This is a genomic window from Arenimonas sp. (assembly GCF_035721105.1).
Classification (GTDB): domain Bacteria; phylum Pseudomonadota; class Gammaproteobacteria; order Xanthomonadales; family Xanthomonadaceae; genus Arenimonas.
Genome location: NZ_DASTNG010000056.1, coordinates 1 through 26,640, shown reverse-complemented (window position 1 = coordinate 26,640; position 26,640 = coordinate 1). Strand labels below are relative to the sequence as shown.

Annotated in this window: 18 protein-coding genes; 12 read left to right on the top strand and 6 right to left on the bottom strand. The window is 72.1% G+C overall.

The window, feature by feature from the left end:
* Window positions 1-41: 41 nt before the first annotated feature.
* A complete protein-coding gene (locus VFQ84_RS08870) occupies window positions 42-536 on the top strand; it encodes a nuclear transport factor 2 family protein (protein ID WP_325131276.1) in 495 nt (164 codons plus the stop codon).
* A 23-nt stretch (window positions 537-559) separates the two neighbouring features.
* Here VFQ84_RS08870 and VFQ84_RS08865 read toward each other — a convergent pair whose 3' ends face one another.
* Genes VFQ84_RS08865 through VFQ84_RS08855 form a run of 3 tightly spaced genes read right to left on the bottom strand, consistent with a single transcriptional unit; the run spans window position 560 to window position 3,443 of the window.
* Window positions 560-2,056, bottom strand: a complete 1,497-nt coding sequence (locus tag VFQ84_RS08865; protein WP_325131275.1) for an ArnT family glycosyltransferase — start codon at window positions 2,054-2,056, stop codon at window positions 560-562.
* A gap of 3 nt (window positions 2,057-2,059) precedes the next feature.
* Entirely contained in the window at window positions 2,060-2,488 is a 429-nt protein-coding gene (locus VFQ84_RS08860) for a ketosteroid isomerase-related protein (protein WP_325131274.1), read from the bottom strand.
* A gap of 16 nt (window positions 2,489-2,504) precedes the next feature.
* Entirely contained in the window at window positions 2,505-3,443 is a 939-nt protein-coding gene (locus VFQ84_RS08855) for a pyridoxal-phosphate dependent enzyme (protein ID WP_325131273.1), read from the bottom strand.
* 69 nt (window positions 3,444-3,512) lie between these two features.
* Between VFQ84_RS08855 and pepN the strand changes: the two genes are divergently transcribed.
* Entirely contained in the window at window positions 3,513-6,119 is a 2,607-nt protein-coding gene (pepN, locus tag VFQ84_RS08850) for an aminopeptidase N (RefSeq protein WP_325131272.1), read from the top strand.
* Window positions 6,120-6,266: 147 nt separating this feature from the next.
* Complete coding sequence (locus VFQ84_RS08845) at window positions 6,267-7,238, top strand: hypothetical protein (protein WP_325131271.1); 972 nt, start codon at window positions 6,267-6,269, stop codon at window positions 7,236-7,238.
* An 18-nt stretch (window positions 7,239-7,256) separates the two neighbouring features.
* On the opposite strand, the gene VFQ84_RS08840 is transcribed toward VFQ84_RS08845, so the two are convergent.
* Window positions 7,257-8,180 carry a DMT family transporter gene (locus VFQ84_RS08840; RefSeq protein ID WP_325131270.1) on the bottom strand — a complete coding sequence of 308 codons (924 nt, stop codon included), beginning with the start codon at window positions 8,178-8,180 and terminating at the stop codon, window positions 7,257-7,259.
* 122 nt (window positions 8,181-8,302) lie between these two features.
* On the opposite strand from VFQ84_RS08840, the gene VFQ84_RS08835 reads away from it, so the two are divergent.
* The 6 genes from VFQ84_RS08835 (at window position 8,303) to VFQ84_RS08810 (ending at window position 16,932) form a co-directional block, all read left to right on the top strand.
* Window positions 8,303-9,448 (top strand): hypothetical protein, encoded by a 1,146-nt coding sequence (locus VFQ84_RS08835; RefSeq protein ID WP_325131269.1) that lies wholly within the window; start codon window positions 8,303-8,305, stop codon window positions 9,446-9,448.
* Between the two features lie 445 nt (window positions 9,449-9,893).
* A complete protein-coding gene (mnmG, locus tag VFQ84_RS08830) occupies window positions 9,894-11,771 on the top strand; it encodes a tRNA uridine-5-carboxymethylaminomethyl(34) synthesis enzyme MnmG (protein WP_325131268.1) in 1,878 nt (625 codons plus the stop codon).
* Window positions 11,772-11,777: 6 nt separating this feature from the next.
* Complete coding sequence (locus VFQ84_RS08825; RefSeq protein WP_325131267.1) at window positions 11,778-12,359, top strand: DUF2062 domain-containing protein; 582 nt, start codon at window positions 11,778-11,780, stop codon at window positions 12,357-12,359.
* Window positions 12,360-12,390: 31 nt separating this feature from the next.
* Complete coding sequence (locus VFQ84_RS08820; RefSeq protein WP_325131266.1) at window positions 12,391-13,599, top strand: hypothetical protein; 1,209 nt, start codon at window positions 12,391-12,393, stop codon at window positions 13,597-13,599.
* Between the two features lie 194 nt (window positions 13,600-13,793).
* Complete coding sequence (locus tag VFQ84_RS08815) at window positions 13,794-15,632, top strand: autotransporter domain-containing protein (RefSeq protein ID WP_325131265.1); 1,839 nt, start codon at window positions 13,794-13,796, stop codon at window positions 15,630-15,632.
* A 94-nt stretch (window positions 15,633-15,726) separates the two neighbouring features.
* On the top strand, window positions 15,727-16,932 hold the full coding sequence (locus VFQ84_RS08810) for a hypothetical protein (RefSeq protein WP_325131264.1): 1,206 nt from the start codon (window positions 15,727-15,729) through the stop codon (window positions 16,930-16,932).
* A gap of 19 nt (window positions 16,933-16,951) precedes the next feature.
* Here the strand turns inward: VFQ84_RS08810 and VFQ84_RS08805 are convergent, their stop codons facing one another.
* Both VFQ84_RS08805 and VFQ84_RS08800 read right to left on the bottom strand, forming a co-directional pair.
* Complete coding sequence (locus tag VFQ84_RS08805) at window positions 16,952-20,713, bottom strand: translocation/assembly module TamB domain-containing protein (protein ID WP_325131263.1); 3,762 nt, start codon at window positions 20,711-20,713, stop codon at window positions 16,952-16,954.
* Window positions 20,710-22,500: an autotransporter assembly complex family protein gene (locus VFQ84_RS08800; RefSeq protein WP_325131262.1), complete on the bottom strand. Its 1,791-nt coding sequence runs from the start codon at window positions 22,498-22,500 to the stop codon at window positions 20,710-20,712. The genes VFQ84_RS08805 and VFQ84_RS08800 overlap by 4 nt, the downstream gene beginning before the upstream one ends.
* 138 nt (window positions 22,501-22,638) lie before the next feature.
* Between VFQ84_RS08800 and VFQ84_RS08795 the strand changes: the two genes are divergently transcribed.
* The 3 genes from VFQ84_RS08795 to VFQ84_RS08785 all read left to right on the top strand — a co-directional run.
* Window positions 22,639-24,987 (top strand): TonB-dependent receptor, encoded by a 2,349-nt coding sequence (locus VFQ84_RS08795; RefSeq protein WP_325131261.1) that lies wholly within the window; start codon window positions 22,639-22,641, stop codon window positions 24,985-24,987.
* Between the two features lie 48 nt (window positions 24,988-25,035).
* Window positions 25,036-25,725: a Fe2+-dependent dioxygenase gene (locus VFQ84_RS08790; protein WP_325131260.1), complete on the top strand. Its 690-nt coding sequence runs from the start codon at window positions 25,036-25,038 to the stop codon at window positions 25,723-25,725.
* A 9-nt stretch (window positions 25,726-25,734) separates the two neighbouring features.
* The coding region (locus VFQ84_RS08785) for a PepSY-associated TM helix domain-containing protein (protein ID WP_325131259.1) at window positions 25,735-26,640 on the top strand (906 nt) is incomplete at its 3' end.

Below are 26,640 nucleotides of genomic sequence, written 5' to 3'. Positions count from 1 at the left end.
CGCGTGCGGCCGGGCCCGAGTCCGCACACAAGGAGTTCCGAATGAAATCAGCCGCCTTGCTGCTGGCCACGGTGCTCGCCAGCGCCGCGACGGCGTCCGGCGCCGAGGTCGCGCCCGAGCCGGGCCAGGACCCGCTGTACGCCACCCTCGCCGCGCTGGACGCGGCCGTGTTCGATGCCTTCAACCGCTGCAGCGATTCCGCCCAGCTCGAGAAACACGCCAGCTACTTCGACCCGGACGTCGAGTTCTATCACGACAACGGCGGCGTCACCTGGCACCGGGACGAGATGCTCGCCAACACCCGCGCGCATGTTTGCGGCAACTTCCGTCGCGAGCTGGTGCCGGGCACGCTGCGGGTCTATCCGATCAAGGATTTCGGCGCCATCGCCCAGGGCTCGCATCGCTTCTGTCCGTTCGCGACCGGGATCTGCGAGGGCGAGGCGGACTTCACCATGGTCTGGCGGCACCGGGACGGCGCCTGGCAGCTGACGCGGGTGCTGAGCTATGGCCACCGGCCGGCGGCGGGCCCGCCCTGACGATCGCCGCGCCGCCGCCGGCCTCAGCGGCCGGCGTCGTCGAGTGACCGCGCCCGGAAGATGATCCTGCCCTCGTAAGGCTCGCCCAGCGGCTGCAGCTCAAAGCCGATGGCGCGGGCACGCTCGCGCAGTTCGGGGAACAGCGGCGCCTTGGTCACCCAGATCGCCCGCTCGCGCTCGGCCAGTTCACCCGCGAAATCGGAGTCGTACTCCGCGCCGAACGCCGACTCAGGCTTTGCCTCGACCGAGATCTTCTCGACGCTGGTGTGCATGTGCAGGTGCAGGCCATAGCGCGCCGTGTCCTCGACGAAGACGACTTCATCCACAGGCCCCTGGGCGCGTGACGTCAGCTCTTCGGCCCAACGACTGGCATCGTGGCGGCTGGGCCACAGCGCGGTGGCCAGGCGCAGCGCCAGCAGCAGGCCCACCCACACGGCCAGCCAGCGCCAGCGCGGCAGCGCACGGCCCTCCAGGAACCGCTGCCGCGCGACCAGCAGGGCGATCGGCACGAACAGCGGCAGCAGGTAGAGCGGCAGGCGCGAACGCGCCAGGCAAAACACCAGCAGCGGCAATCCCAGCCAGGCCAGGAGCAGCAGGTGTGGCGCTTCGTGCTGGCGCACCGCCGCGTCGCGCCAGGCCCGCAGCCGGCCGACGCCGCTGCGAAGCGCACGCCAGAAGGCGCCCGTCCACGGCAGGCTGCCGAGCGCGAGGGTGGGGCCATACACCAGCAGCCAGCCGTACCACTCCGGGTTGCGGTGGAGTTTGTCGCTGGCCAGGCGCGCCACCACCTCGGTGCCCAGGAAGTAGGCCAACAGCCCCTCGTGGCGCAGCACCACCACCAGGTACCAGGGCAGCGCCAACAGCGCGAACACCAGCACGCCGGCCCACGCGGCCCGCGAGCGCCGGGCCCGGGGCGCCGGCGCCAGCCACTGCATGGCGGCGATGGCCAGCAAGGGCAGCATGGCGGGCGGGCCCTTGGTCATGAAGCCCGCGGCGAAACCCATCCACATCAGCAGCAGCCAGCGCCCGCGGCGCTCGGGTTCGCCGAAGCGTGCCTCCACCCAGCCCAGCATCGCCACGGCCTGGCAGGCGGCCAGCAGGAAGTCGGTGGTGACCAGGTTGGCGGCCCCGAACGGCAGCAGCATGGTCGCGAACACCAGCGCCGCCGTGGCCTCGCTGCCTGGCTGCAGGCGCCGGGCGATGCGCCAGGCCAGCCAGGTGCAGGCCAGGAAGGCGAGGGCCGAGGTCAGCCGTGCCGCCGCGGGCGTCGGGCCGAAGGTCGCCAGGCTGGCGGCGATCGCCCAATAGGTCAGCGGCGGCTTGGTCCAGTGCCCGCTCTCGTGGTGGCGCGACAGATCGACGAAGTTGCCGGTGTCGAGCATCGTGAGGGCCACGTTGGTGTAGCGGCCTTCATCGGGATCCCAGATGGCGCGTGCGCCGATCAGTCCGAACGCCAGCAGCAGCGCCACCAGCGCCACGGTGGCGCCGGGGGTGGACAGCCTTTGCAGCAGGCGGCGCATGCGTCAGGCCGAGACCTGGGCGATCCAGTCTTCCAGGTTGTAGTGGTTGCTGACGCGGGTGATCCGGCCGTCGTCGACTTCGAAGAAGGCGCCGCCGGGCAGCACGTAGGCCTGGCCGCGGGCGGGCGGCAGGCCGGCGTCGTCGGCCAGGTATTCGCCGTGCACCACGAATTCGGCGGCGACGCGGCTGCCGTCTTCGTTGGCCATCACCACGATGTCCTTGAGCTGCTCGCGGTAGCAGCGCTTCATGCGCGCCAGGAAGGCAGCGAAGGCGACCTTGCCGACTTCGCGCGGGCCCTGGTTGATGTCGTGGGCGACGTCGGGATCCAGGCGCGCGAGCATGCCCTCCCAGTCGCCGCGGTTGAACGCCGCGTAGTAAGCCAGCACCAGTTCGATGGCGCGGTCGGCCGCGCGGTTGCCGTCGACGATCATGCGTTGCCTCGGGGGATTACCAGGGAAGGGATGCCAAATCCACGTTGCCGCCGGAAAGGATAATCCCGATCCGCTGGCCGGCGAAGTGACCGGGGTAGCGCAGCACCGCCGCCAGCACCGTGGCGCAGGACGGCTCGATGATGATCTTCAGGCGCTCCCAGACCAGGCGCATGGCGGCCAGGGTTTCGGCGTCCGTCACCAGCAGGGCCTGCAGGCGGTCGCGGCGCATGATCGCCAGGTTGATCCCGCCGACCGTGCCGCGCAGGCCGTCGCAGACCGTATCGGGCACGAGATCGGTGACGTGGCGCTGCTGGCGCAGGGATTCGAAGGTGTCGGCGGCGCCTTCCGGCTCGGCCCCGAACACCGGCGTACCGCGCGCCGCCAGCAGGGTGCCGCAGGCCAGGCCGCCGCCGCCCAGCGGCACCAGCAGCGCGTCGAGCGGGCCGGTCTCGGCCAGCAGCTCCAGCGCGGCGGTGCCCTGGCCGGCGATCACCTGCCGGTCGGTGTAGGGGTGGACGAGGGTGGCGCCGGTGTCGGCCTGCACGCGTGCGGCCGCGGCTTCACGCGCGGCGATCGTCGGGGCGCAGCGGTGCAGCACGGCACCGTAGGCCTCGATCGCCGCCAGCTTGCTCTGTACCGCGCCCTCGGGCACCACCACGTGCGCGGGAATGCCCCGGCTGCGCGCGGCCAGCGCCAGCGCGGCGCCGTGGTTGCCGGAAGAGTGCGTGACGACGCCGCGCGCGGCGGTGGCTTCATCCAGCGCCCACACCGCATTGCAGGCACCGCGGAACTTGAAGGCGCCGACGCGCTGGAAGTTCTCGCACTTGAAGTGCAGTCCGGCGCCGGCAAGGGCGTCTAGCGAGCGTGAACGCAGCACCGGCGTGCGGTGGGCGTGCGGGGCGATGCGGGCGGCCGCGGCGAGGACGTCGCCGTAGCCGGGGAGGTCGGAAGTCATGGCCGGTCCGTCGTGGGGCACGTGCTAGCCTAGCAAACCGCCGGCAGCCCCTTCGGAATACCGCACAGAATGAGCCCTCCCCGCGACGACGGCCACGTCCACCTGGCCGACTACGTCCCGCCCGCGTGGCGCATCCTCCACGCCGACCTCGCCTTCGACCTCGATCCGGACGCCACCGAGGTGCGCGCCCGCTTGGTGCTTGAGCCCGATCCGGACCAGCCCGGCCAACCGCTGGTGCTCGACGGTGAAGAGCTCACCCTGCTGTCGGTCGCCATCGATGGCCGCGGGCTGGACGCCGGGCGCTACACCTACGACGGCCGCGCGCTGCGCATCGAAGGCCTGCCGGGCGCCTGCGAGCTCGAGACCCGCGTGCGCATCCACCCGGCCGGCAACACCCGGCTCGAGGGCCTTTACACCAGCGGCCGGCTGCTGCTGACCCAGTGCGAGGCCGAAGGCTTCCGCCGCATCACTTTCTTCGCCGATCGCCCCGACGTGATGCCGCGTTGGCGCATCACCCTCCGCGCCGCGCGCGAGCGTTACCCGGTGCTGCTGGCCAACGGCAACCCGGTGGCGCGCCGCGAACTCGACGACGGCCGCCACGAGTCGGTCTGGGAAAACCCGCACCCGACGCCCTGCTACCTGTTCGCGATCGCCGCCGGCGAGCTCGACCGCGTGACGCACTCGGTGCGCACGGCCGAGGGCCGCCAGGTCGAGCTCAACGTCTGGGCCGATCCCGCCGACGTCGCCCGCTGCGAGTACGCGCTCGGCGCGGTCGAGCGCAGCCTGCGCTGGGACGAGCGCCGCTTCGGACGCGGCTACGACCTGGACGTGTTCAACGTCGTCGCCGCCCAGGACTTCACCATGGGCGCGATGGAGAACAAGGGCCTGAACATCTTCAACGCCCGCTACATCCTCGCCGACGAGGCCACCGCCACCGACGCCGATTTCCTGGCGATCGAATCGGTGGTGGCGCACGAGTACCTGCACAACTGGTCGGGCAACCGCGTCACCCTGCGCGACTGGTTCCAGCTCTCGCTCAAGGAAGGCCTGACGGTGTTCCGCGACAGCGAGTTCAGCGCCGACCTGCATTCGCGCGCGATCAAGCGCATCGAGGCGGTGCGGGTGCTGCGCGGCCGCCAGTTCGCCGAGGACGCGGGCGCGCTGGCGCACCCGGTGCGGCCCGACCGCTATCGCGAGATCAGCAACTTCTACACGCTCACCATCTACGAGAAGGGCGCCGAGGTCATCCGCGTCCTGCACACGTTGCTGGGCGAGGACGTGTTCCGCGCCGGCATGGACCGCTACTTCGCCGACAACGACGGCCGCGCCGCGACCCTCGAGGACTTCCTGGCCGCGCACGCCGCCGCCAGCGGCCGCGACTTGTCGCAGTTCGCGCGCTGGTTCTCGCAGGCGGGCACGCCCGAGCTCACGATCACCGAGGATTTCAACGCCGCCACTGGCGACTACACGGTGACGGTGGACCAGCACGTGCCGCCGACGCCGGGCCAGCCGGACAAGCAGCCGCTGGTGCTGCCGTTGCGCTTCGCGCTGTACGACGCCGCGGGTGCGGCCATCACGGCGGCCCCGGAGACGGACGCGGCGATCAATGGCGCCATGGTCGAGCTGGTCGCGGCGCGCCACGCGCTGCGCTGGCGCGGCCTGCGGGCCAAGCCGCTGGCGGCGTTCAACCAGGGCTTCGCGGCGCCGGTGAAGCTTCGCTTCGCGCAGTCGCCGGCCGAGCTGGCGCGCAGCGTGCGCGTCGAGCGCGACCCGGTGCATCGCTGGGACGGCCTGCAGCGCCTGGCCACGCGCGCGATCCTGTCGCGCGACGCCGACGCAGCCGACGCGCTCGAAGCCGCCCTGGCCGACCTGCTAACGGATGCGGCGGCCGACCCGGCCTTCGTCGCCGAATGCCTGGTGTTGCCGGACTTCGACACGCTGGCCGATGCGGTGGACGCCGTGGATCCCGGCGCGCTGCTGGATGCGCGCGATGCCTTGCTCGACCGCCTGGCGCGCGTCCTGGCCGCGCCGCTGCAGGCGCGCTACGACGCGTTCGCGGAAGCGGCGGGGCAGGGCCTGGACGGCGCGGCCATGGCCGCGCGCGCGCTGCGCAACGCCTGCCTGGCCTGGCTCGCCCGCGTTGATGCATCGGGCCGGCTGGCCCAGCGCCAGTTCGACACCGCGCGCAGCATGACGGAACGCGGCGCCGCGCTGCGCTGCCTGCTGCACTTCGGCGCGCCCGGCGCCCCGGCGGCGCTGGCCGCGTTCCGCGAGCAGTTCGCGGCCGACCCGCTGGTGACCGACAAGTGGATCGGCTTCGTCGTCACACGACCGGACATCGCGGCCTGCGACGACGTCGAGGCGCTGCTGGCCTCGTCGTGGTGGAAGCCCGCCAACCCGAACCGCGTGCGCGCCGTGCTGGGCAATTTCCAACGCGGCAACCCGCGCGCCTTCCACCGCGCCGACGGCGCCGGCTTCCGCCTGGTGGCTGAACGGCTGCCTGCGCTGGACGCCACCAACCCGCAGGTGGCGGCCCGGCTGCTGGGCGGCTTCGAAGGCTGGCGCCGGCTGGCCGGGCCGCTCCGCGCGCAGGCCCGCGCGATCCTGGACGGACTCGATGGCCGGCTGGTGTCGCCGGACTGCCGCGACCTGCTGGCGCGGCTCAGGGACAGCTGAGCCCTCGCCTACGTCAACTGGGGGCATCAACGGCCACCCGATTGCTTAGGCCAGCGCTGGCTGGGAAGGAGAATTTTTCCCGTTCCTAGAGAGTGGATCCATCGGCTTCGGCGCCGTTGGGCCATCCGACCCTCCTGGAGACGCATCATGAAACTGATTCCTTCCGCACTCGTCCTGGCCCTGGCCGGGGTTCTGGCGGCGCCCGTCGCGATGGCTGGCGACAACGATGAGCGCGCCGCGCTGTCCCGACAGCTGGTGGATCGCTGGAGTCCCCACGTCGAAGAAGCGCACCACCAGCCCGGTGGCCAGTGGGCCGGCGAGATGGCGCCCCTGCTGGACGCGGTGTCGATCGACGACCTGCGCAAGGCGGCCGCGGCCCCCGACTTCGAAGCCATGAACGACGCCCTGCTGGGCAAGGCCGGGGACGGTGACTCCACCGACGCCCTGGGCCAGGTCGACGGCGACCTCGTGTACGTGCCGGTCCCGCCCTGCCGCCTGTTCGACACGCGCGTCGCGGGCGGCGCCATCGCCGCCAACACCGTGCGGAGCTTCGACGTCACGGCGGTGGCCAACTACAGCTTCCAGGGCGGCGCGGCCACCAACTGCGATGGCGTGGGTGCAGCGGGGTCCTTCGCCGCGGCCGCCATCAACTTCACCGTGGTCACGCCAAGCTCCGCCGGCTACATGACCGCGTTCCCGTTCGGCGGCACGCAGCCGCTGGCCTCCACGGTCAACTACACCGCGGGCAGCATCGTCGGCAACCTGTCGATCGTGCAGCTGGACCAGGGTGCCGCGGCGAACGAGTTGAGCATCTATTCCTTCGCCCAGACCCACGTGGTCGCCGATATCGTGGGTTACTACATCAATCCGCAGGCGACGGCGATCCAATGCGTGGACACCGCCGACACCGTCACGGTGGTCGCGGCGGGGGCCACCGCGAACTCCGTCGCGCCCGCCTGTCCCGCCGGCTATACGCAGACGGCCACCAACTGCGAGTCCAGCACCTGGCAGATGCCGTTCGTGTACTTCAGCGGCGGTACCTGTTCGGCCCAGAACAACAGCGCCAGCTCGGCCAACCTGCGCTCGAGCCGCACCTGCTGCCGCGTCCCCGGCCGCTGACCGTCCCCGGCCCGGGCCTCAGCGCCCGGGCCGTTGGCCCAGCAGGCTGGCGAGCGCCGAGCCAATGACCACCAGCACCGCGCCGGCGTAGCCCGCCACGCCGACCTGTTCCGGCGCGAGGCTGCCCGGCCAGATCGCCTGCGTCGCGGCCACCGCGCCCAGGCAGAGCAGGGGCGTGGTAGCCAGGATGGCCGATACCCGCGAGGCCTCCCAGTGCGCCAACGCCTCGGCGAAAGCGCCGTAGGCGACCAGCGTGTTCAGCGCGCAATACAGCAGCAGCGCCCAGTGCAGGCCGTCGAGCTGCAGCAGCGTCGCCGGCCGCGCCAGCGGCAGCAGCACGACGCTGGCCACGACATAGATGAAGAGCAGCATCGCCGGCGACGACAGCCGCAGCAGCAGCTGCTTCTGCAGCAGCGCGTAGCCGGCCCAGACGATCGCCGCCAGGATCACCAGGGTCGAGCCGAACAGATAGCCGCGGCCGCCGCCGTCGAGCTGGTCGCGGAAGAACAGGCCCAGGCCGCCGACGATCGTCGCCAGGCCGAGCCACTGCCAGCCGTTGAAGCGTTCGCGGAAGACGAAGATGCCGCCCAGCGCCATCAGCAGCGGCGCCAGCTGGATCAGCAGCTGGGCATTGGCCGGCGAGGTCTGCTGCACGCCCAGCAGGTAGAAGACGTAGTTGCCGATCAACAGCAGCGCCGCCGCCAGCAGCATCGCCCAGCGCTTGCGGTCCAGGGTCGCGAAACCGCCCAGTCCGCGCCGCGCCGCCAGCCAGGCGAACATCAGCACCGCCGCCAGCAGGAAGCGGAACCAGGTGAGGGTGTAGGGATCGACCTGTTCCAGCGTCACCTTCAGCGCCACCGGCAGGGTGGCCCAGCAGGCCGCCGTCACCAGCGCGAGCAACAGTCCCAGCCGCCAACGTCCCGAAGCCTGGTGCAGCGACATGTTGGGGCGATCCCGTTGGCGTGAAGGCGGCGAACAGTAGCATGCGGCCGCGGTGGCGAAGGATTAAGCACGGATTCACCGCCCCGCGCCGAGACTGGCCCGAATTCCGGGGGGAACGCCACATGTCGCGCCGCATCCTGTTGCTTGCCGCTTTCCTTCTGGTCGGTCCCGCCGGCTGCGTCAGCTATGGCGACTACGCCTACGAACGCGACCGCTACCCGGTCGACGGCGGGTATTACTACCCGGCCGACGAGGGCTACGGCGACTACTACGAAGCGCCGGAAGACTACGGCTACTACGATTACTACGACGATCCCTTCGCCTACGGCTACCTGCCGTTCTGGAGCATCGAGCGCTATGCCTGCAGCGGCTGGTACGGCTGCTCGCCCTACTGGAGCACCGGCTACCGCCGGCCCTACTCGGGCTGGAGCCTGAGTTTCGGCAACCACTGGGACTACCGGCGCTGGGCCTGGTACGGCGATTACGGGTCGGGCTGGTACGACCCGGGCTATTACCGCCCGCACCGGCCGCGGCCGCCGGGCCATGGCGGACGTCCGGGCGATGGCCAGCCACCGGGACCGCCGCCGGGCGCCGGCGTCGGTGACGATCCGGGCACGGTGCGGCCGACGCCGATGCCGCGCCCCGACTTCGACCGCAATCGCATCGGCCGGCCGGTGATCCGTGAGCCCGAGGGACGGCCGGGAAATGGCGGCGGCAATCCGCGGCCTCCCGTGACGACCGAGGAGCGCGAGGTGCGGCCGCTGCCGCGCACCGATTTCCGCGACTCGCCGCGCAAGGCGCCGGGCGATGGCGGGACCCGCCCGCGTCCGATCCAGTCGACGCCGTCGCCGCGTCCCGATGCCCGGCCGGCACCGGGCAACCCGCCCGACTACCGCCGCTTCGAGCGTCCGGAACCGGTCCGCGGCGAGCCTGGCCTGGCGCCGCGCCCGGTCGCCGAGCCGCGTCCGCAGCCCGAGCAGCGCTACGAACCGCGTCCGCAGCCGCGCTACGAACCCCGCCCCGAGCCGCGTCCACAGCCGCGCCTCGAACCCCGCCAGGAGCCGCGCTACCAGCCGCGTCCGGAACCGCGTCCGGAGCCGCGCAGTGCGCCGCGCGAGGCGTACCGGCCGGCCCCGCCGCCGGCCAGTCGCCCGGCCCCGCCGCCGCGCGAGGCCAGTCGTCCGGCGCCGCCGCCGCCGCGCGAACGCCCGGCCCCCGAGGAAACGAGAACTCCGTCACAAAACCGAGGTCGCGAGGTCGAAGATTAGGCATTCCACCCCGCACGGCGTTGCACCGACTGGGCTGGCAGCGCATCCTGTGGCCGCTGACTGACCCGGAGCGTCACATCGTGACGCTCGCGATTGCCCCCGCATCGCCTGTTCGGCGCCCGGCACCAGGTCCCCTGGATTCCCCCTGTTCCAAGACCCGCCGGGCGCCGACTTTCTTCCAAGGCCGCGTGATCGCGCCTTTCTTACAAAACCGCAAAAAAAAAGGGTCGGGAACTCCCCCCCGGGAGTTCCCGACCCTGGCATCCCTGTCGCGCGCCTGACCAGCCCCTGTTCAGTCTGGTCGACGCCCCCCGGCGTTGGCCGCGGCAGGTGCCATGGGGATTAAGCATGAAGCGTGCCAACCCTGTTGTGTGCAGGTTGGCACGGCGCGCGGGATAATCCGCGCCCCACCCGCGGCCGGTCCGCGGATCGACCGGGAAAGTGGATGCACAGCTACGACGTCATCGTGATCGGCGGCGGACACGCCGGCACCGAAGCCGCCCTGGCTTCGGCGCGCGCGGGCGCGCGCACGCTGCTGCTGACGCACAGCCTGGAAACCGTCGGCCAGATGAGCTGCAACCCGGCCATCGGCGGCATCGGCAAGGGCCACCTGGTGCGCGAGATCGACGCGCTGGGCGGCGCCATGGCCCGCGCCGCCGACCGGGCCGGCATCCAGTGGCGCACGCTCAACGCCAGCAAGGGCCCGGCGGTGCGCGCCACCCGCGCCCAGGCCGATCGCGTGCTCTACCGGCAGGCGATCCGCGGCCTCGTCGAGAACCAGCCGAACCTGTCCCTGTTCCAGCAGGCCGTGGACGACCTGGTGATCGAAGGCGACCGCGTCACCGGCGTCATCACGCAAAGTGGCCTGCGCTTCCACGCGCAGGCCGTGGTGCTCACGGCCGGCACCTTCCTGGCCGGCCGCATCCACGTCGGCCTGGTGAACTACCCCGGCGGCCGCGCCGGGGATCCGCCCGCGACCACGCTGGCCCAGCGCCTGCGCGAGCGCCCGTTCGCGATCGACCGGCTCAAGACCGGCACCCCGCCGCGCATCGACGGCCGCAGCATCGACTACACCGGCCTGGCCGAGCAGCCGGGCGACACGCCGGTGCCGGTGTTCTCCTTCCTGGGCAGCGCCGCCGACCACCCGCGCCAGGTCAGCTGCTGGATCACCCACACCCGCGAGCGCACGCACGAGATCATCCGCGGCGGCCTGGACCAGTCGCCGATGTATGCCGGCGTCATCGAGGGCGTCGGCCCGCGCTACTGCCCCAGCATCGAGGACAAGGTGGTGCGCTTCGCCGACAAGGCCTCGCACCAGGTCTTCATCGAGCCCGAGGGCCTGGACACGCACGAGGTCTACCCGAACGGCATCTCCACCTCGCTGCCCTACGAGGTGCAGGTGGCGCTGGTGCGTTCGATCAAGGGTTTCGAAAACGCGCACATCACCCGTCCGGGCTACGCCATCGAGTACGACTACTTCGATCCGCGCGGCCTGAAGGCTTCACTGGAAACCAAACTGGTCGACGGCCTGTTCTTCGCCGGCCAGATCAACGGCACCACCGGCTACGAAGAGGCGGCGGCCCAGGGCCTGCTGGCCGGCCTCAACGCCGCGCGCCGGGTGCAGGGCCGCGAGGCGTGGTCGCCGCGCCGCGACCAGGCCTACCTGGGCGTGCTGGTCGACGACCTGGTCACGCACGGCACCACCGAGCCCTACCGCATGTTCACCAGCCGCGCCGAGTACCGGCTGCAGCTGCGCGAGGACAACGCCGACGCGCGCCTGACGCCGGTAGGCCGCGAGCTGGGCGTGGTCGACGAGGCGCGCTGGGCCGCGTTCTCGCGCAAGGCAGAAGCGGTCGAACGCGAGCGCGCCCGGCTGCAGGCGGTGTGGGCCACGCCCGGCGGCGCGCTGGCGCGCGAACTCGAGCAGGCCACCGGCGTCAGCCTGAGCCGCGAGTGCACCGCGCTGGACCTGATGAAGCGCCCCGAGCTGGACTACGCCGCGATCGCCGCGCTGCCCTCGCTGGCGCCGGGCGTCGACGACGCGGCCGTGGCCGAACAGGTCGAGATCGGCGTGAAGTACGCCGGCTACCTCGAGCGCCAGCACGACGAGATCGCCCGCAGCCGCCGCAACGAAGACACCCGCCTGCCCGAGGACTTCGACTACGCCGGCATCCCCGGCCTGTCCGCCGAGCTGCAGGCCAAGCTCGCCGCCGTGCGGCCCGAAACCATCGGCCAGGCCCAGCGCATCCCTGGCATGACGCCCGCCGCGATCTCGCTGCTGCTGGTCTGCCTGGCCAAGCGCCGCGGCCGGCGCGTGGCCTGAGCCGCGATGCCGGTCCGCTCGCACCCGCTGCACCGGCAGTGGCTGGCCCGCCGTCGCCGCCTGCGCCGCTGGCTGCGGCCGCTGCCCCGGCGCGCGAACGTCGCGCGCTATCCGATCATCAAATGGTTCGCGGCCGCGGCGCGCCGGCGGCCCTACCTGTGGTCGTTCAAGCGCGCCCAGGTGATGCCGTCGCTGTACGTCGGCGCGGTGCTGGCGATGATGCCGGTGTACGGCCTGCAGGTCGCGATCGGTCTGGCGCTGGCCATGCTGGTGCGCGGCAACCTCACGGTGATGATCGCGCTGCAGATGATCACCAATCCGCTGACGTTGGGACCGATCTACCTGGCCACGCATGCGCTCGGGCAGTGGCTGATCGGCCTGACCGGCTACGGCGTGGGCGTCGGCGAACTGGGCACCCGCGTCAATGCCCTGGTGCTGGGCGGCCTGGTCGGCGGCCTGCTGCTGGCGCTGGTGCTCGACCTGGGCTGGCGCCTGCTGGCCTGGGAGGCGCGCCGGTTCAAGGCGCAGCTGCGCGCGCTGCACCTGCTGCACGCGCCGCAGGATCCGGAGCCGCCGGCGGAGCCGTGACAGCAGGCGTCGTCTTCACTAGATTCGCGGCATGAAGAGACTGCTCGCGCTGCTGCTCGCCCCCGGCCTGGCCGGGGCCGCCACCGTGTCCCCCTGGACCCTGCCGGCGCCGCTGGGGTCGGCCCAGCCCCAGCTTTCCACGGCGCCGGGCGGCGACCTGCTGCTGAGCTGGATCGAGCGACGCGAGGCCGGCGGCCATCGCCTGCGCTTCGCCCGCAGCACGGGCCCCGCGGCCTGGACCCCGGTGCGCACCATCGCCGAGGGCGACGACTGGTTCGTGAACTGGGCCGACGTGCCGGCGCTGCAGGCCCTGGCCGACGGCAGCCTCTGGGCGCACACGCTGGTGAAGAACGGCGACGCCACCTATGCCTACGACGTGCGCCTGCAGGTCTCGCGCGACGGCGGCGCCCACTGGCGCGCGCTGGGCGCCGTGCACGACGACGGCACCCCGACCGAGCACGGCTTCGCGACGCTGTGGCCGCAGTCGGCCGACACGGTCGGGATCGCCTGGCTGGACGGGCGCAACAGCGCCGGTGCCGGCGCTGGCCACGACGAGCACGCCGGCCACGGCGGCGCCATGACCCTGCGCGCCGCGCGCTTTGGCGCCGACGATCGCAAGTCCGGCGACGCGCAGGTCGACGCCATGACCTGCGACTGCTGCCAGACCGACACCGCCGTCGGCGACCGCGGCGTGCTGCTGGCCTACCGCGACCGCGCCGAAGGCGAGATCCGCGACATCCAGGTCACCCGTTACGACGGCACGGCCTGGTCCGAACCGGTCCGCGTCCACGCCGACCAGTGGTCCATGCCGGCCTGCCCGGTCAACGGGCCCGCCATCGCGGCCCGCGGGCCAGAGGCCTGGGTGGCCTGGTATACGGGGGCGGGCGACGCGCCGTCGGTGCGCATCGCCCACTCGGTCGACGGCGGCGCGCGCTTTGGCGACATGCGCCAGGTGGCGGTGGGCGAGGCCCAGCAAGGGCGGGTCGACCTGGCCGCCGACGCCGGCGGCGTCTGGATGAGCTGGCTGCAGGAAGCCGGCGGTGCCCAGTCGCTGTGGCTGGCCCGCTTCAGCCCCGGGCTGGACGCCGAGCATTTCCGGGTGAAGGTCGCCGACGTCGCCGGCCGCGGCCGCGGCACCGGCTTCCCGCGGATGCAGCTGCGCGACGGCCAGGCCTGGCTGGCCTGGACCGAGGTGGTCGACGGCCAGCCGCGCCTGCGCGGCGCCCGCGTCCGGCCCTGAACGGACCGGCCCGACTGTACCCAGTGGTACGGATTCGGGCTTTGGATTAAGGTGCCCTCACGCCACCGGTCCGCCGGCGGCGGAGGCAGCGGCTCAAGGGGAGGGAGTGCCATCGGCGCATGCGCCGTGCGGCACCTAAGGAGACCCTGGGCACGTGGTCACGCCATTCACTCAGCCCGTACAGGAGTTTCCCCATGCCCCGTTTCCATCGTTTGGCCGGTGCCGTTGCCCTCGCGCTCGGCTGCGCCGGCGCCGCCCAGGCGCAGCAGTTCACCGGTTTCATCGTCTTCGGCGACAGCCTCAGTGACGCCGGCAACATCGCCGCGTTCCAGGGCCTGCCGGCCGGCAACAGCTTCACCACCAACCCGGATCCGGTCGCGGCCGAGATCATCGCCGACTACTTCGGCCTGCCCGGTGGCGCGTCGCTGACCGGTGGCACCAACTTCGCGTGGGGCGGTGCCTGCGTCAATCCGACCGGTCCCTGCCTGAACCCGGTGCCGAACGTCTCGCTGCAGATCGACCAGTACCTGGCCAGCAACGGCGGCAGCATCGACCGCAACGCCCTGTACAGCATCTGGGGCGGCGCCAACGACATCTTCGCCTCGCTGGGCAACCCGGCCACCGCGCAGGCGAACACCGTCGCCGCCGCCACCGCCTACGTGCAGCAGATCGGCCGCCTGCAGGCGCTCGGCGCCCGCTACATCGTCGTCTACAACCTGCCCAACCTCGGCGCCACGCCGCAGTTCGGCGCCGACCCGAGCATCGCCAGCTCGGTGTCGCAGATCACCGTGGTCTACAACTCGGCGCTCAACACCGGCCTGGCGTCGCTGGGCGACGGCATCATCGCCATCAACACCTTCGGCCTGATCTCCGAGATCCGCGCCAACCCGGGCCTGTACGGCTTCACCAACATCACCGGCACCGCCTGCAACGGCTCCTCGGTCGCCTGCGGCCCGGCCGGCTCGGGCCTGCCGTTCTCGTACGCCTCGGGCACCAACGACACCTACCTGTTCGCCGACGGCGTGCACCCGACCGGTGCCGCGCACCGCATCCTGGCCAGCGTCGTGCTGTCGACCATCGCGGCGCCGATCCAGTCCTCGTACGCCGGTGAAGGCGGCCTGCAGGCCGCCGCCGACCACGGCCGCGCGGTCAACGACGAACTGATGTCCGACTTCCAGCTCAACCGCGAAGTCGGCTCGGTCCGCGGCTACGCCACGGTGAACTACGGCCAGCACGACTTCGACGACAATGCCGGCACCAACATCCTCGGCGGCGAAGCCGACGTGCTGTCGCTGACCCTCGGTGCCAACCACCGCATCAGCGAGAACGCGTATTGGGGCGTCGGCGTCACCCTGGGCAAGCACGACAACGACGTCGCCAGCGCCAACCTCGACAGCCGCGCGGTCATCGGCTCGATCGGCGGCGCGCTGCGCTTCGGCGGCGGCGGCTACGTCAGCGGCGCCCTCAGCGGCGGCAGCACCAGCGTCGACATCACCCGCTACATCGAGATGGGCCCGACGGTCCGCGAGGAAACCGGCTCCACCAACGCCAGCCAGTACGGCGCGGAGCTGGGCCTGGGCTGGCTGTTCGGTTCGGCCGAGGGCGTGCAGCACGGTCCGTTCATCGGCGCCAGCTGGATCCAGCAGACGGTCGACGGCTACGCGGAAGACAGCGGTTCGGCGACCTCGATGAACTTCTCCGAGTTCGATCGCGACTCCTTCATCACCCGTGCCGGCTACCAGCTGATGGGCAACCTGTCGAACAACGACGTCGGCATCCGTCCGTTCGCCCGCGTCGCCTACAACGAGGAAAGCGAGGACGACCAGATCCAGGTCAACGCCGGCTCCAACTCGATGCCGGGCCGCTTCACCATCGGCGGCTTCACGCCGTCGAAGGACTGGATCAGCGCCGAGCTGGGCGTGCAGTTCATGGTCGGCGACAACACCACCGCCTACCTCTCCTACAGCGGTCGCTTCAGCGACGACCTGCAGGAGCGCAACAGCTTCGGCCTGGGCCTGCGCACCACCTTCTGAGGCCAGCCGTCCAAGCCGCTACACCCACAGGCCGCCGCAAGGCGGCCTGTTTTTTTCGCAAGCCAGACCCGTCGATCATCGGAGCCCCGCCGGCATGAAGCACCCATCGCAAGGCATCATCCTTGGACTGTCGCTCCTCCTGGGCGTGCCGACGGCCCTGGGCACGACCGTGCCGGGCCCGGCGCCGACGACATGGTTCATCGGCGATAGCCGTCCACCGGCGGTCCCGCCGATGCGGGCGCTACCGGAGGTGATGCGAACCTTGACCCCGTTGGCTTCGCCGACGGACCGGCAGGTCATCGCCGACAATTTCCACAAAATCATGGAGTCGGAGCCCACGCACGGCCTGTGCGTGTCGGTGGCGCTGGTGCTGCTGCCCTTCGAAGGCGATGAGGGCTTCTACCATCCGTTCCTGCAGTGGTTTCCGTATGCACTGATTTCCGGCGACATCTATTCGCGCTGGGGTCCCCTCGGGGTCGCGCAATCCACGCCGGCCACCCCGGCCGACGGCATCGTCCGGCGCTGGCAGGCGGGCCAGGATCCGCGGCGCCTGTCCTTCGCCTCACCGCAGGACTTGCTGGCCAGGAGCGACATGGCGGCTTCGGTGGAGCTGGTCGAAGCGCGCTTCGCGACGCGCGCGGCGATCGAGGCCGACGCCGTGGCGCACCCGTGGCCCCGCTATCCGAACTCGATCCGGCACGAAGGCTGCAACAGCACGCCGCTGTCGCCGGCGGGCGGTCATTCCTACCTCGCCGATGCCTACCTGTTCGTCCGCGCCGTCGTCTTTCTTCCCTACATGGCCAACAGCGAGGAGCTCTCGCCCCGGGCCCGCGCGCTCTGGCTGGAACAGCAGAACAACACGATGATGCACGAGATGGTGCACCTGCATGCGCTGGTGCGCATCCTCTCGGAGAGCACCGCCCAGCTCAAGGCGATGGCGGAGTATTCGCGTGCCAGCCGGGCGTCCTATATCGCCGAGGCACAAGCGCGTGGCGAGCCGCTAAGTCCGCGGGAACTTGCGGCGTTTGCACGCCCCAAGCCGCTGCAGGACGGCGAGGAGCACCTGCGCAAATACCTGGATTACTTCAAGCGCGGGTTTGACGAGGAGGCCATCCAGTACCACGCCTTCCTCGGTTACCGGACCGGGGAGCCCTCCAGGCGGCGTTACGACAACTCGGGTGATCTGCCGCCCTACATGGACACGGTGCGTTTGCAGGCGCGGCTGCAGCGGGAGTTCGATGGCCACGAGCAAGTGGTCCGCGAAGCGATGGAGCGCCTGGCGCCGCCTCCCGCGCAATAGCCGGCGCGTCCCGGGCGGGTCAGCGTTCGAGTCGCCAGTTGAGGGAGGCGGCGTTCTCGTTGCCGGACTCGATGCTGACGTCGAAGCCGCGGGTGAGCAGGTACTTGAGCGTGACCACCTGGCCGGTGCCGATCAGCGAGACGCCGTAGCTCAGGAACAGGCGCGGGGAGACGTACTTGCCGACGGTGAAGGTGGCGCCGCCGAGGTTGCGCGAGTCGGTGACGCCGGCCTCGTCCAGGCCCAGCTGCACGCCGATCTGCTGCGCGACCAGGTTGCCGCCGGCGCCCAGCGCCATCGCGGCGGCGTTGAGCTGCTGGCTTTCGTTGCCGGTGGTGGTGCCCAGCGGGCGGCCGAACACCAGCCACGACAGCGCTTCGCTGGTGTCCATCGCCGGGTTCGACACCACCGTGGTCTGCGGCCGGCGCGCGGTGCCGCGCACCTGCACGCCGACGGTGACGCGGTCGAAGTCGCGCTCGGCGCGGATGTCGAGCGTCGGGTTGTCGTAGGGTGAATTGGCGAAGCCCAGCCGCGCGCGCTGGATCTGCAGCGACTGGCCGTAGGCGCGATAGCTGCCGCTGACGTCGAGCGTGCCGCTGGCGGTGGCCGGGCGGCCGGGGCGTTCGCGCAGGGCCAGCGAGCCGCGCATGCGGCCGTCGAGGCCGAAGCCCTTCAGGCGCACGTCGTCGCCCAGCGCCACGGTGAAGCGCAGGTCCAGCGGCAGCGCGCGTTCGCGCTGCGCGCCCACCGGGTCGAGCACGACCACGTCATCGGACACCGTGGCGCTGCCGTCCAGCGCCTCCAGGTCCAGGCGCGCCTCGGGCACGTCCAGGCGGCCGCGCACTTCCAGCTGCTCGTCCTGCAGCCGCAGCGTCAGGTCCGGGCTGCCGATGACGTAGAACTCGGCGGTGCTGGCCAGGGTGACGCGCTCGCCCTGCAGCACCAGCTGCAGCGGGGCCGCGCGGTCGCGGACATTCAGGCTGCCGTCGAAGCGCAGCACGCCGTCGCCGGAGCGCAGGCTGCCGTCGATGCGCGCGCTGCCGTCGGCATCGCCGACCAGGGTGAACTCGCCGTCCGCCAGCTTCAGGCCGAGCCCGGGCAGTTCGGCGGCGAACCCGCCCAACCTGGCCTGCCCGGAGAGCGCCGGCGCGGCGCGGTTGCCGGCCAGCGCCAGCCGGCCCTGCAGGCGGCCGACCGGCTGGGCCAGGTCGGGCGAGAACAGCTCCAGCCAGGCCAGGTCGCGGACGTCGAGCTGCAGCACGCCGTCCAGCGCGGCGCTCGCGTCGGTGCCACCGCGCAGGCGGCCGGAAACACTGCCCTCGTCGGCCAGCCCGGCCGCCAGGGTGGCTTCGAACCGGTCGTCGTCGAGCGTGGCTTGCAGCGACAGCGCGGTGTAGCCGAAGACCTCGCGGCGCGCCTCCGGGCTCAGCTTCAAGCTGCCGCGCGCGGAGTCCACCCGGGCTTCGCCGCGCCAGCGGCCGTCGCGGCCGCGCTGGCCACTGGCCTGCAGGTCGAGCGTGCCGTCGGCGAACAGCGGCAGGGCGTCGTCCTGCGGCAGCCACGGTTGGGCGAGGGCGAGCGGGAGTGCCTCGCCTTCGAGTTCGAAGCGATCGCCGGTGGCACTGGCGCAGAGTCGGCCGCCGGCATCGGCGACCAGGCAGCTGCGCGCGAGCCGCACGCCGGCAGGGCCGTAGCGGAGGTCGGCACCGCCCTGGAGGGAAAGCTTCGGCCCGGGCTTTGGCGCCAGCCAAAGCGTTTCCAACTGCGCGCGCCACTCGGAACCGGTGCGGCTGATGTCGCCGGCGAGCGCGAGGTCGCCATCCGGCCCGGCCGCATTGGCGTCGATCGCGAACGCGGCCTGGCTGCCGCGGGCGTGCAGATCCAGCGTGTCGGCGACCAGGCTGGCGAGGCCGAATCCGGTGGCCTGCAGCCGCAGGTCGCCGCCGGCACCGCGCGCGGGCAGGCGTCCGGACAGTGAGACGGCGTCGGCGCTGCCGCCGTTCCAGGCGAGATCGCGGCCTTCGAGCGCAGCGTCGATGTCGGGCGCCGCGGCGGGGCCGCGGACCGACAGTGTGCCTTCGACGCGGCCGCGACCCGACGCGACCAGATCGGCCAACTGCAGCGGCGCGAAGCGCATCTGCAGGTCGTAGCGATCGCCGAAGTCGCCGCGCGCCTCAAGCTGGCTGTCGCCAACGCGCAGCGCGGCATCCAGCGTGCCGCGCTGGCCGTTCCAGTCGGCGCGGGCGCGGCCACCGAGTGCACGTCCGCGCAGCTGTCCCGCGAGTCCGTCGAGCGAAGCGCGACCCTGCCAGCGCCCGTCCTCGGACTGCGTCGCATCGAGCACCAGTTGGCCGCTCACCGCGCCCGGATAGTCGGGCAGCACATAGCCGGGATCGAAGCCGGCGAGCGCGGCGTCGAGCTGCACGGCGACGCCCGGTGACCAGGCGACGGCGCCGCGGCCGTCCAGCCGGCCGCCGGGCGTGCGCACGCGCAGCGTGTCGAGGACCAGCTGCTGCGCGTCGCCGCGGCCGGCCAGCGTGATGTCGGCCTGTTCGCCGGCGCGCACCAGCGTCAGGTCGCCGGCGATCTGCCAGGCCTCGAAACGCCCGCGCGCGGTCACCGCGCCCGCCAGCTCCACCGGCACGGCGCCGGCCTCCGTGCCGGCAGGCACCTGGCGCCAGCGCTCGGTGGCCAGGCGCAGGTCGAAGCGCGGCGATACCCCATCGGCCTCCAGATCGCCGGTGACCAGGACTTCGCCGTTCTCGTGTACCAGCCGCAGCGGATCGGCCTGCAGGCGTCCGTCGGCGAGCGTCAGCTTCGACGGGAGCACGTCGAGTGCGAGCTCGCCCTGTGCGAACCGGCCCTCGACCTCGGCCGCGCCACCGGCCCCGCGGGCATCGAGCCTGAACACCATCGCCTCGCCGTCGCCCAGCCCGAGCCGCGACGGCAGCAGCCCGGTCGACTCCGCCGACAGCGTCCACGCCGGCGCCGCGCCGCCGCCGTCCGCCAGCGACAGCGTGAGCGCGCTGCGCTCGGGCAGGGTGCCGGCGGCCTCCAGGGCGAAGCGGTCGAGGTCACCCTGGCCATCGAAGGCCAGGCTGGCCGCGGGCAGGGTGTCGGTGGCAGGCAGGTCCAGCCGGCCTTTGAGCTGCGTGCGGAAGTTGCGGTCCGGCAGGTATTCGCCCGACAGGGACAGTCGGCCGTTGGCATGCGTGGCGTCCAGCGCGCCGAGCCGCAGGCCGCCGTCCACCAGGTGCAGGTCGCTGCCCTCGGCGCGCGCCAGCGACCAGGGCGCGGCGTCACCCTGGCGCAGCACGAAGCCATCGATGGTGAAGCGCGTCGCGCGCAGGTCCAGCGGCACCGCCAGGCGCGGCAGCACCCCGGGCCATTCCGGCAGCGCGAACGGCGCGTCTTCCGCGGGCGGGAGGATCAGCTCGGCGTCGTCGACCTCCAGCGCATCGAGCTGCAGCCGTCGACCCAGCACCGGAAGTACGCGCGCGTCCAGCATCACGCGGCGCGCGCGGAACGCCAGGCCGTCCTGGCGATACACCACGTCGTGCAGCACCAGCGGCCCGGACACGGTGCCTTCCGCGCGCGAGTACTGCAGCGCGTCCGGCGGCAACGCCCGCAGCAGGCGTCCCAGCAGCTCATCGCGGCCGCCGCCGGTGGCCAGCAGCCAGAACAGCAGCGTCCCGGCCGCCAACGCCAGCAGGCCCAGGCCGATGCCGGCGCGCCGGCCCCAGCGCCGGGCGAACGTGCGGGGCGGACGCGGCGCGGCCGTCACAGGTCCGGCCCGATGTTCAGGTGCAGCCGCACCGACTGCTGCGCGGCGTCGCCCAGGCCGTGGGCGAGATCCAGGCGTACCGGCCCGACCGGCGAGCGCCAGCGCAGGCCGACGCCGGCGCCGATCTCCCAGTCGTAGGCGTTGAACTCATCGAAGGCGTCGCCGGCATCCACGAACACCGCCATGCCCCAGGTCCGGTTGAACATGCGTTCGACTTCGGCGCTCACCACCATCAGGTGCTTGCCGCCGAACACGAAGCGCTCGCCGTCGGCCGCCTCGAAGTACTGGCCGATCTCGCGGTAGCCGTAGCCGCGCACGCTGCGGTCGCCGCCGGCGTAGAAGCGCAGCGAGGGCGGGAACGACGCGAATTCGTCGCTCACGGTGGTGCCGGCCTCGGCGCGCAGCAGCAGGCGGTTGCGGCGCCCGAAGCTGCGCACCAGCCCGGCCTCGGCGCGCAGCTGAAGGAAGTCGATGTCCGACCCGAACCCGGCGCTGCCGCCGCGCAGCTCCAGGGTCAGCGCCTGCGCGCGGCGCGGGTACAGCGCATCGCTGCGGTCGCCCCATTTCGCCCACAGCGAGGGGTAGACCAGCGTGCTGTAGCTGCGGTTCTCGCCGGTGATCGAGTCATCGAAGCGTTCGCGCCGGTAGTTCATCGCCGCCACCAGCTCCCAGTTGCCGATCCGGCCGCTGCGGCTGCCCACCACTTCGATCAGCTGGCTGTCGATGAAGTCGAAGGGCTCCTCGCGCACGCTGGCCGAGACCGTGTACCAGCCATCGAGCCAGGCGAAGGCCGGGATGCGGTACTGCACGGTGGCATCGTTGCGGCGTTCGGCCAGGCTCAGCTGGCTGCGCAGCTTGTGGCCGCGGTTGTTGACCCAGCGCCGCTCGAGGCCGGCGGTGATGCCGGCGCCGGTGTCGGTGCCGTAGCGCAGGCCCGCCGAGTAAATGCTGCGCTTGGCGGGCGCCAGCTTCACCGTCACCGGCACGCTGAGGTCGTCGCCTTCGGCGGGCTCGGGCTGGATGTCGATGGCGCTGAAATAGTCGAGCTCCGACAGCGAGGCCTGCAGCGCCAGCAGGTCGGCCTGCAGGTAGGGATCGCCCGGCCGCCACGGCACCAGGTTCTCCAGCAGCCCGGGACGGAAAGGATGGCCTTCGAACTGCGCCTCGCCAAAGGCGTGGCGCTCGCCGCTGCGCCAGGCCAGCGTGATGTCGGCGCTGCGGTCGGCGCGGCTGACCTCGACCCGGTGCGTCGCCAGCACCGCGTCGAAATAGCCGCGCGCCGCCAGCCCGGCGTCGATCTGCGCCTTGCCGTCCTCGTACACGCCGTGGTGGAAAGGCTGGCCCTCGCGCGGACGCAGCCGCTCCAGCCGGCGGGCCAGGGCGGGGTCGCTGCCGGCGGGGCCTTCGATGGTGATCTGGCGCTGGCGCACGCGCACCGGCTCGCCGGCGTCGACCTGCACCCGCACCGTGACGGCCTCGCCCTCGCGCACCAGTTCGGTGCTGACCCGGGGGTCGTAATAGCCGAAGGGCTCGAGCGCCTCGCGGGTCTCGCGCGGCACCTGGCGCAGCAGGTAGGACAGCCGGCTTTCACTCAGCGACTTGCGGCGGTTGGGATTGAGGCGCTGCAGGGACAGCGCGTCGTCGACGTTGTCGCGCATGGCGTCGTCGGCCAGGCCGCGCACTTCCACCGCCCGCAGCTCCAGCGCCGCGGCGGTGGCCGGCAGCAGCACGAGGCAGGCGAACAGGGCGGCGAGCGGCGGCGGGGGGAGGCGTCGCGAACGGGGCATGGGGCCAAGGATACCCGCAGCCCATGTTCGGGCTTCGCGAGGGACCGGACTTGCATCCCCGGACCGATGCAAATAAGATTGATTCGCATTAGCTAGCCGCAACGGCCAAGCCAGCCACGTCACTGCAGGAAATCCGTCATGTCCACGCCGACCCCGACGTCCCGGCGCCTCCCGGCGCTGCGCCTCGTTTCGCTCGCCATCGCCTCGCTGCTGGCCTCCACCGCGCCCCTGGCGCAGGCCGCCGACGCCGTGCCGGCGGACGCGCCGGACGGCGCCGACCGCGCCACCCGGCTCGACGGCGTGGAAGTGACCGGCGAGCGCCTGGACAAGCCGTCGTCGCCGAAATACACCGAGGCCCTGCTCGACACCCCGCAGACGATCACGGTGGTCGACAAGGACACGATGGACCAGCAGGGCCTGGTGAGCCTGCGCGAGATCCTGACCACGCTGCCCGGCATCACCTTCGGCGCCGGCGAGGGCGGCGGCGGCTACGGCGACAGCATCAACCTGCGCGGCTTCAGCGCCAACGCCGACCTGACCGTGGACGGCGTGCGCGACAGCGCCCAGTACAGCCGCACCGACAACTTCAACCTCGAGTCGCTGGAGCTGGTGAACGGCGCCAACTCGGTGCACTCGGGCGCCGGCTCGGTTGGCGGCAACATCAACCTGGTCAGCAAGGCGGCGATGCTGGAGGACTTCAGCGCCTTCACCGTGGGCGCCGGCACCGACGGCTACGGCCGCCTGACCGCCGACGCCAACCAGCGGATCGGCGAGCAGTCGGCCCTGCGGCTCAACGCCATGGTCCACGAGAACGACGTGCCGGGGCGCGACTTCGAGCGCTTCGAGCGCTGGGGCTTCGCGCCCTCGCTGGGCCTGGGCCTGGACTCCGACACCCGGCTGACGCTCAGCGCCCTGGTGCAGCGCGATGACAACGTGCCGCAGTACGGCGTGCCTTACTTCCCCGCTTACGGCGGCCTGCTGCCGGGCGCCGACGTCGAGGGCTACTACGGCTACCACAACATCGACCGCCAGGAGATCGCCAACGACACCGTCACCGCGGTGCTCGAGCATGATTTCAACGCCGACCTGTCGCTGCGCAGCCTGGTCCGCTACCAGCGCATCGAGCAGACCACGGTGGTCGACGCGGTGCAGGGCACGTGGTGCCTGGCCGACGGCACCAATCCCGCCACCGGCGCCGCCTGCGCCAGCCCCGGCACCTACCAGCCCAGCGGCCCGCGCGGCCTCCGGCGCGATACCGAGAACCGGCTGTTCGCCAGCCAGACCGACCTGACCGCGCGCTTCGACACCGGAGCGGTCGGCCATGCCCTGGTGGCCGGCGTGGCCTTCACCCGCGAAACCTTCGACCTTGCTACCGGCAACGTGCTGCGCAATGCCGACGGCAGCCCGGTGCCGCTGCCGGTGATGGACCTGGCGCGCCCGGACTCGCGCTGGACCGGGCCGGTCAATTACTTCCGCACCGGCAAGTCGGCCGGCACGCTGGAGAACCAGGCGATCTACGTGTTCGACACCCTGACGCTGAGCCCGCGCTGGCGGGTCAACCTCGGGGCGCGCTACGAGCGCAACCAAGGCGTCAACACCACCTGGCAGGTCAAGACCTATTCCAGCGACGCCGGCGCCGACAACAGTGGCCTGGGCCAGCTGCTGGCGCGCAACCCGGACCTGCGCAACGACGAGGACCTGTTCTCCTGGCGCAGCGGCCTGGTGTTCAAGCCGGCGGACAACGGCAGCGTCTACCTGAGCTACTCCACCAGCCTGACGCCGTCGAAGGCGTCGGTGAACGGCGCCTGCCGCGAGACCACCTGCAACGTCGAGCCGGAGGAAGCGCGCAACCTGGAGCTGGGCACCAAGTGGGAGGTGCTGGACGGCCACCTGGCGCTGAGCGCCGCGCTGTTCCGCAACGAGCGCGTGAACTACAAGGTCGCCGACTTCGACCCGGCCAACCCGAGCGGCGAACAGCAGCTCGACGGCCAGGCGCGCGTCGACGGACTGGCGCTTGGCCTCGCCGGGCAGCTGACGGCGCGCTGGTCGATCTTCGCCAACGCCACCCTGCTCGACAGCGAGGTGCTGCAGTCGGTCTCCGACTACTGCCTGGCCAACCCGGGGCTCAACGGCTGCACCAACACGCCGGCCAACCCGGATCCGGAGCGCGGCCAGCGCATCGTCAACACGCCCGAGGAATCGGCCAGCGTCTGGACCACGTTCGCGTTCGCGCCGGGCTGGACCGCGGGCTACGGCCTGAGCTACCAGGGGCCGTTCGACGGCGGCCGCGTCGAGGGCGTGCCCGACGTCAAGGGCTACACCACCCACCGCGCGATGCTGTCGTGGACGGTGAACGACACCCTGGCGCTGCAGCTCAACGCCAACAACCTGTTCGACAAACAGTACTTCACGCGTGTGCGCAACAACGGCTGGGCCACCCCCGGCGAAGCCCGCTCGCTGGTGCTCAGCGCCAGCGTCCGGTTCTGACCGCGCCCAGGCCGCCCCGCGGCGACGCGGGGTCCCAGGAGACCGAACATGCTGCTGCACATCCCCAACGTCCTGCGCGCCGATGAAGTGGCCGCTTTCCGCGAGCGCCTGGCCGGCGCCGGCTGGGCCGACGGCCGGCTGACCGCCGGCTACCAGTCGGCCCAGGCCAAGCATAACGCCCAGCTGCCCGACGCCGATCCGGTGGCGCGCGAGCTGGCCGGCCGCGTGCTGGATGCGCTGGGCCGCAGCCCGCTGTTCTTCAGCGCGGTGCTGCCGCGGCGGATCTTCCCGCCGCTGTTCAACCGCTACGCCGGCGGGCAGTCGTTCGGCTTCCACGTCGACAACGCCATCCGCTACGAGCGCGCCGCCAACGGCGCGCAGGTGCCGGTGCGCACCGATGTCTCCAGCACCCTGTTCCTGAGCTCGCCGGACGAATACGACGGCGGCGAGCTGGTGATCCAGGACACCTACGGCACCCAGCGCGTGAAGCTGCCGGCCGGCGACCTGGTGGTCTATCCCGGCACCAGCCTGCATGAAGTGACGCCGGTGACGCGGGGCGAGCGGCTGGCCAGCTTCTTCTGGACCCAGAGCCTGGTGCGCGACGCCGGCCAGCGCCGCGAACTGTTCGAACTCGACCGCGCCATCCAGCGCCTCACCGTCGCCGCGTCCGGCGACCCGGCGCTGGTGCAGCTGACCGGCGTTTACCACAACCTGCTGCGCCGCTGGTCGGACGCCTGAGGACCCGCGATGTTCAAGACCCTGGTTTTCCAGCTGCACTGGCTGCTGGGCATCACCGCGGGCGTGGTGCTGGCGGTGGTCGGCGTCACCGGCGCGATGCTGTCGTTCGAGGATGGCCTGCTCAAGGCGATCAATCCCGGCGTGATGACGGTCGCGCCGCAGGCCGCCGCGCTGCCGCCCGCGGACCTGCTGGCGCGCGTCGGTGACCAGTGGCCGGACCGGGCGCTGCAGTCGCTGACGCTGTCGTCGGATCCGCGTGATGCGGCGCGCGTGGTGTTCGCGCCGGCGCCCGGCGCCGCGGCCGCGGGCGGCCGCGCCCGCGGCGAGACGCGCTACGTCGATCCCTACACCGGCGCGCTGCTGGCGCCGCCGCGCGGCGAGGGCTTCTTCCGGACGACGATGCAGGTGCACCGCTGGCTGGCCGCCGACGCGGTGGGCAAGCAGATCGTCGGCGCGTCGACCCTCGCGCTGGTGTTCTTCTGCGTCTCCGGCCTCTACCTGCGCTGGCCGCGCCGATGGCGGGACTGGCGCGCGTGGCTGGCGCTGGACTGGGCGCAGAAGGGCCGCAGTTTCCTGTGGCATCTGCATGCGGTCGTGGGCACCTGGGTGCTGGTGGCCTACCTGGTGATGGCGCTGACCGGACTGTTCTGGTCCTACGACTGGTATCGCAGCGGGCTGTACGCGATCACCGGCACGCCCGTGCCCGCGGGGCGCGGCGGGCCGGCGCCGGCGGGCGCGAACGCCGCCGGCGGCGCCAATGCCGGCAACCGTGCGCTGGTTGCGGACGGTGCAAACGGCGCGGCGCGCGCGCCCGGGGCGATGCGAGGTCCCCGGCCGGATTCGGCGTCCGCTTCGCGGCCGGGTGCCGTGGCCGGGGCCCCGGCGGCGGCGACCGTGGACGCCACGGCACTTTTC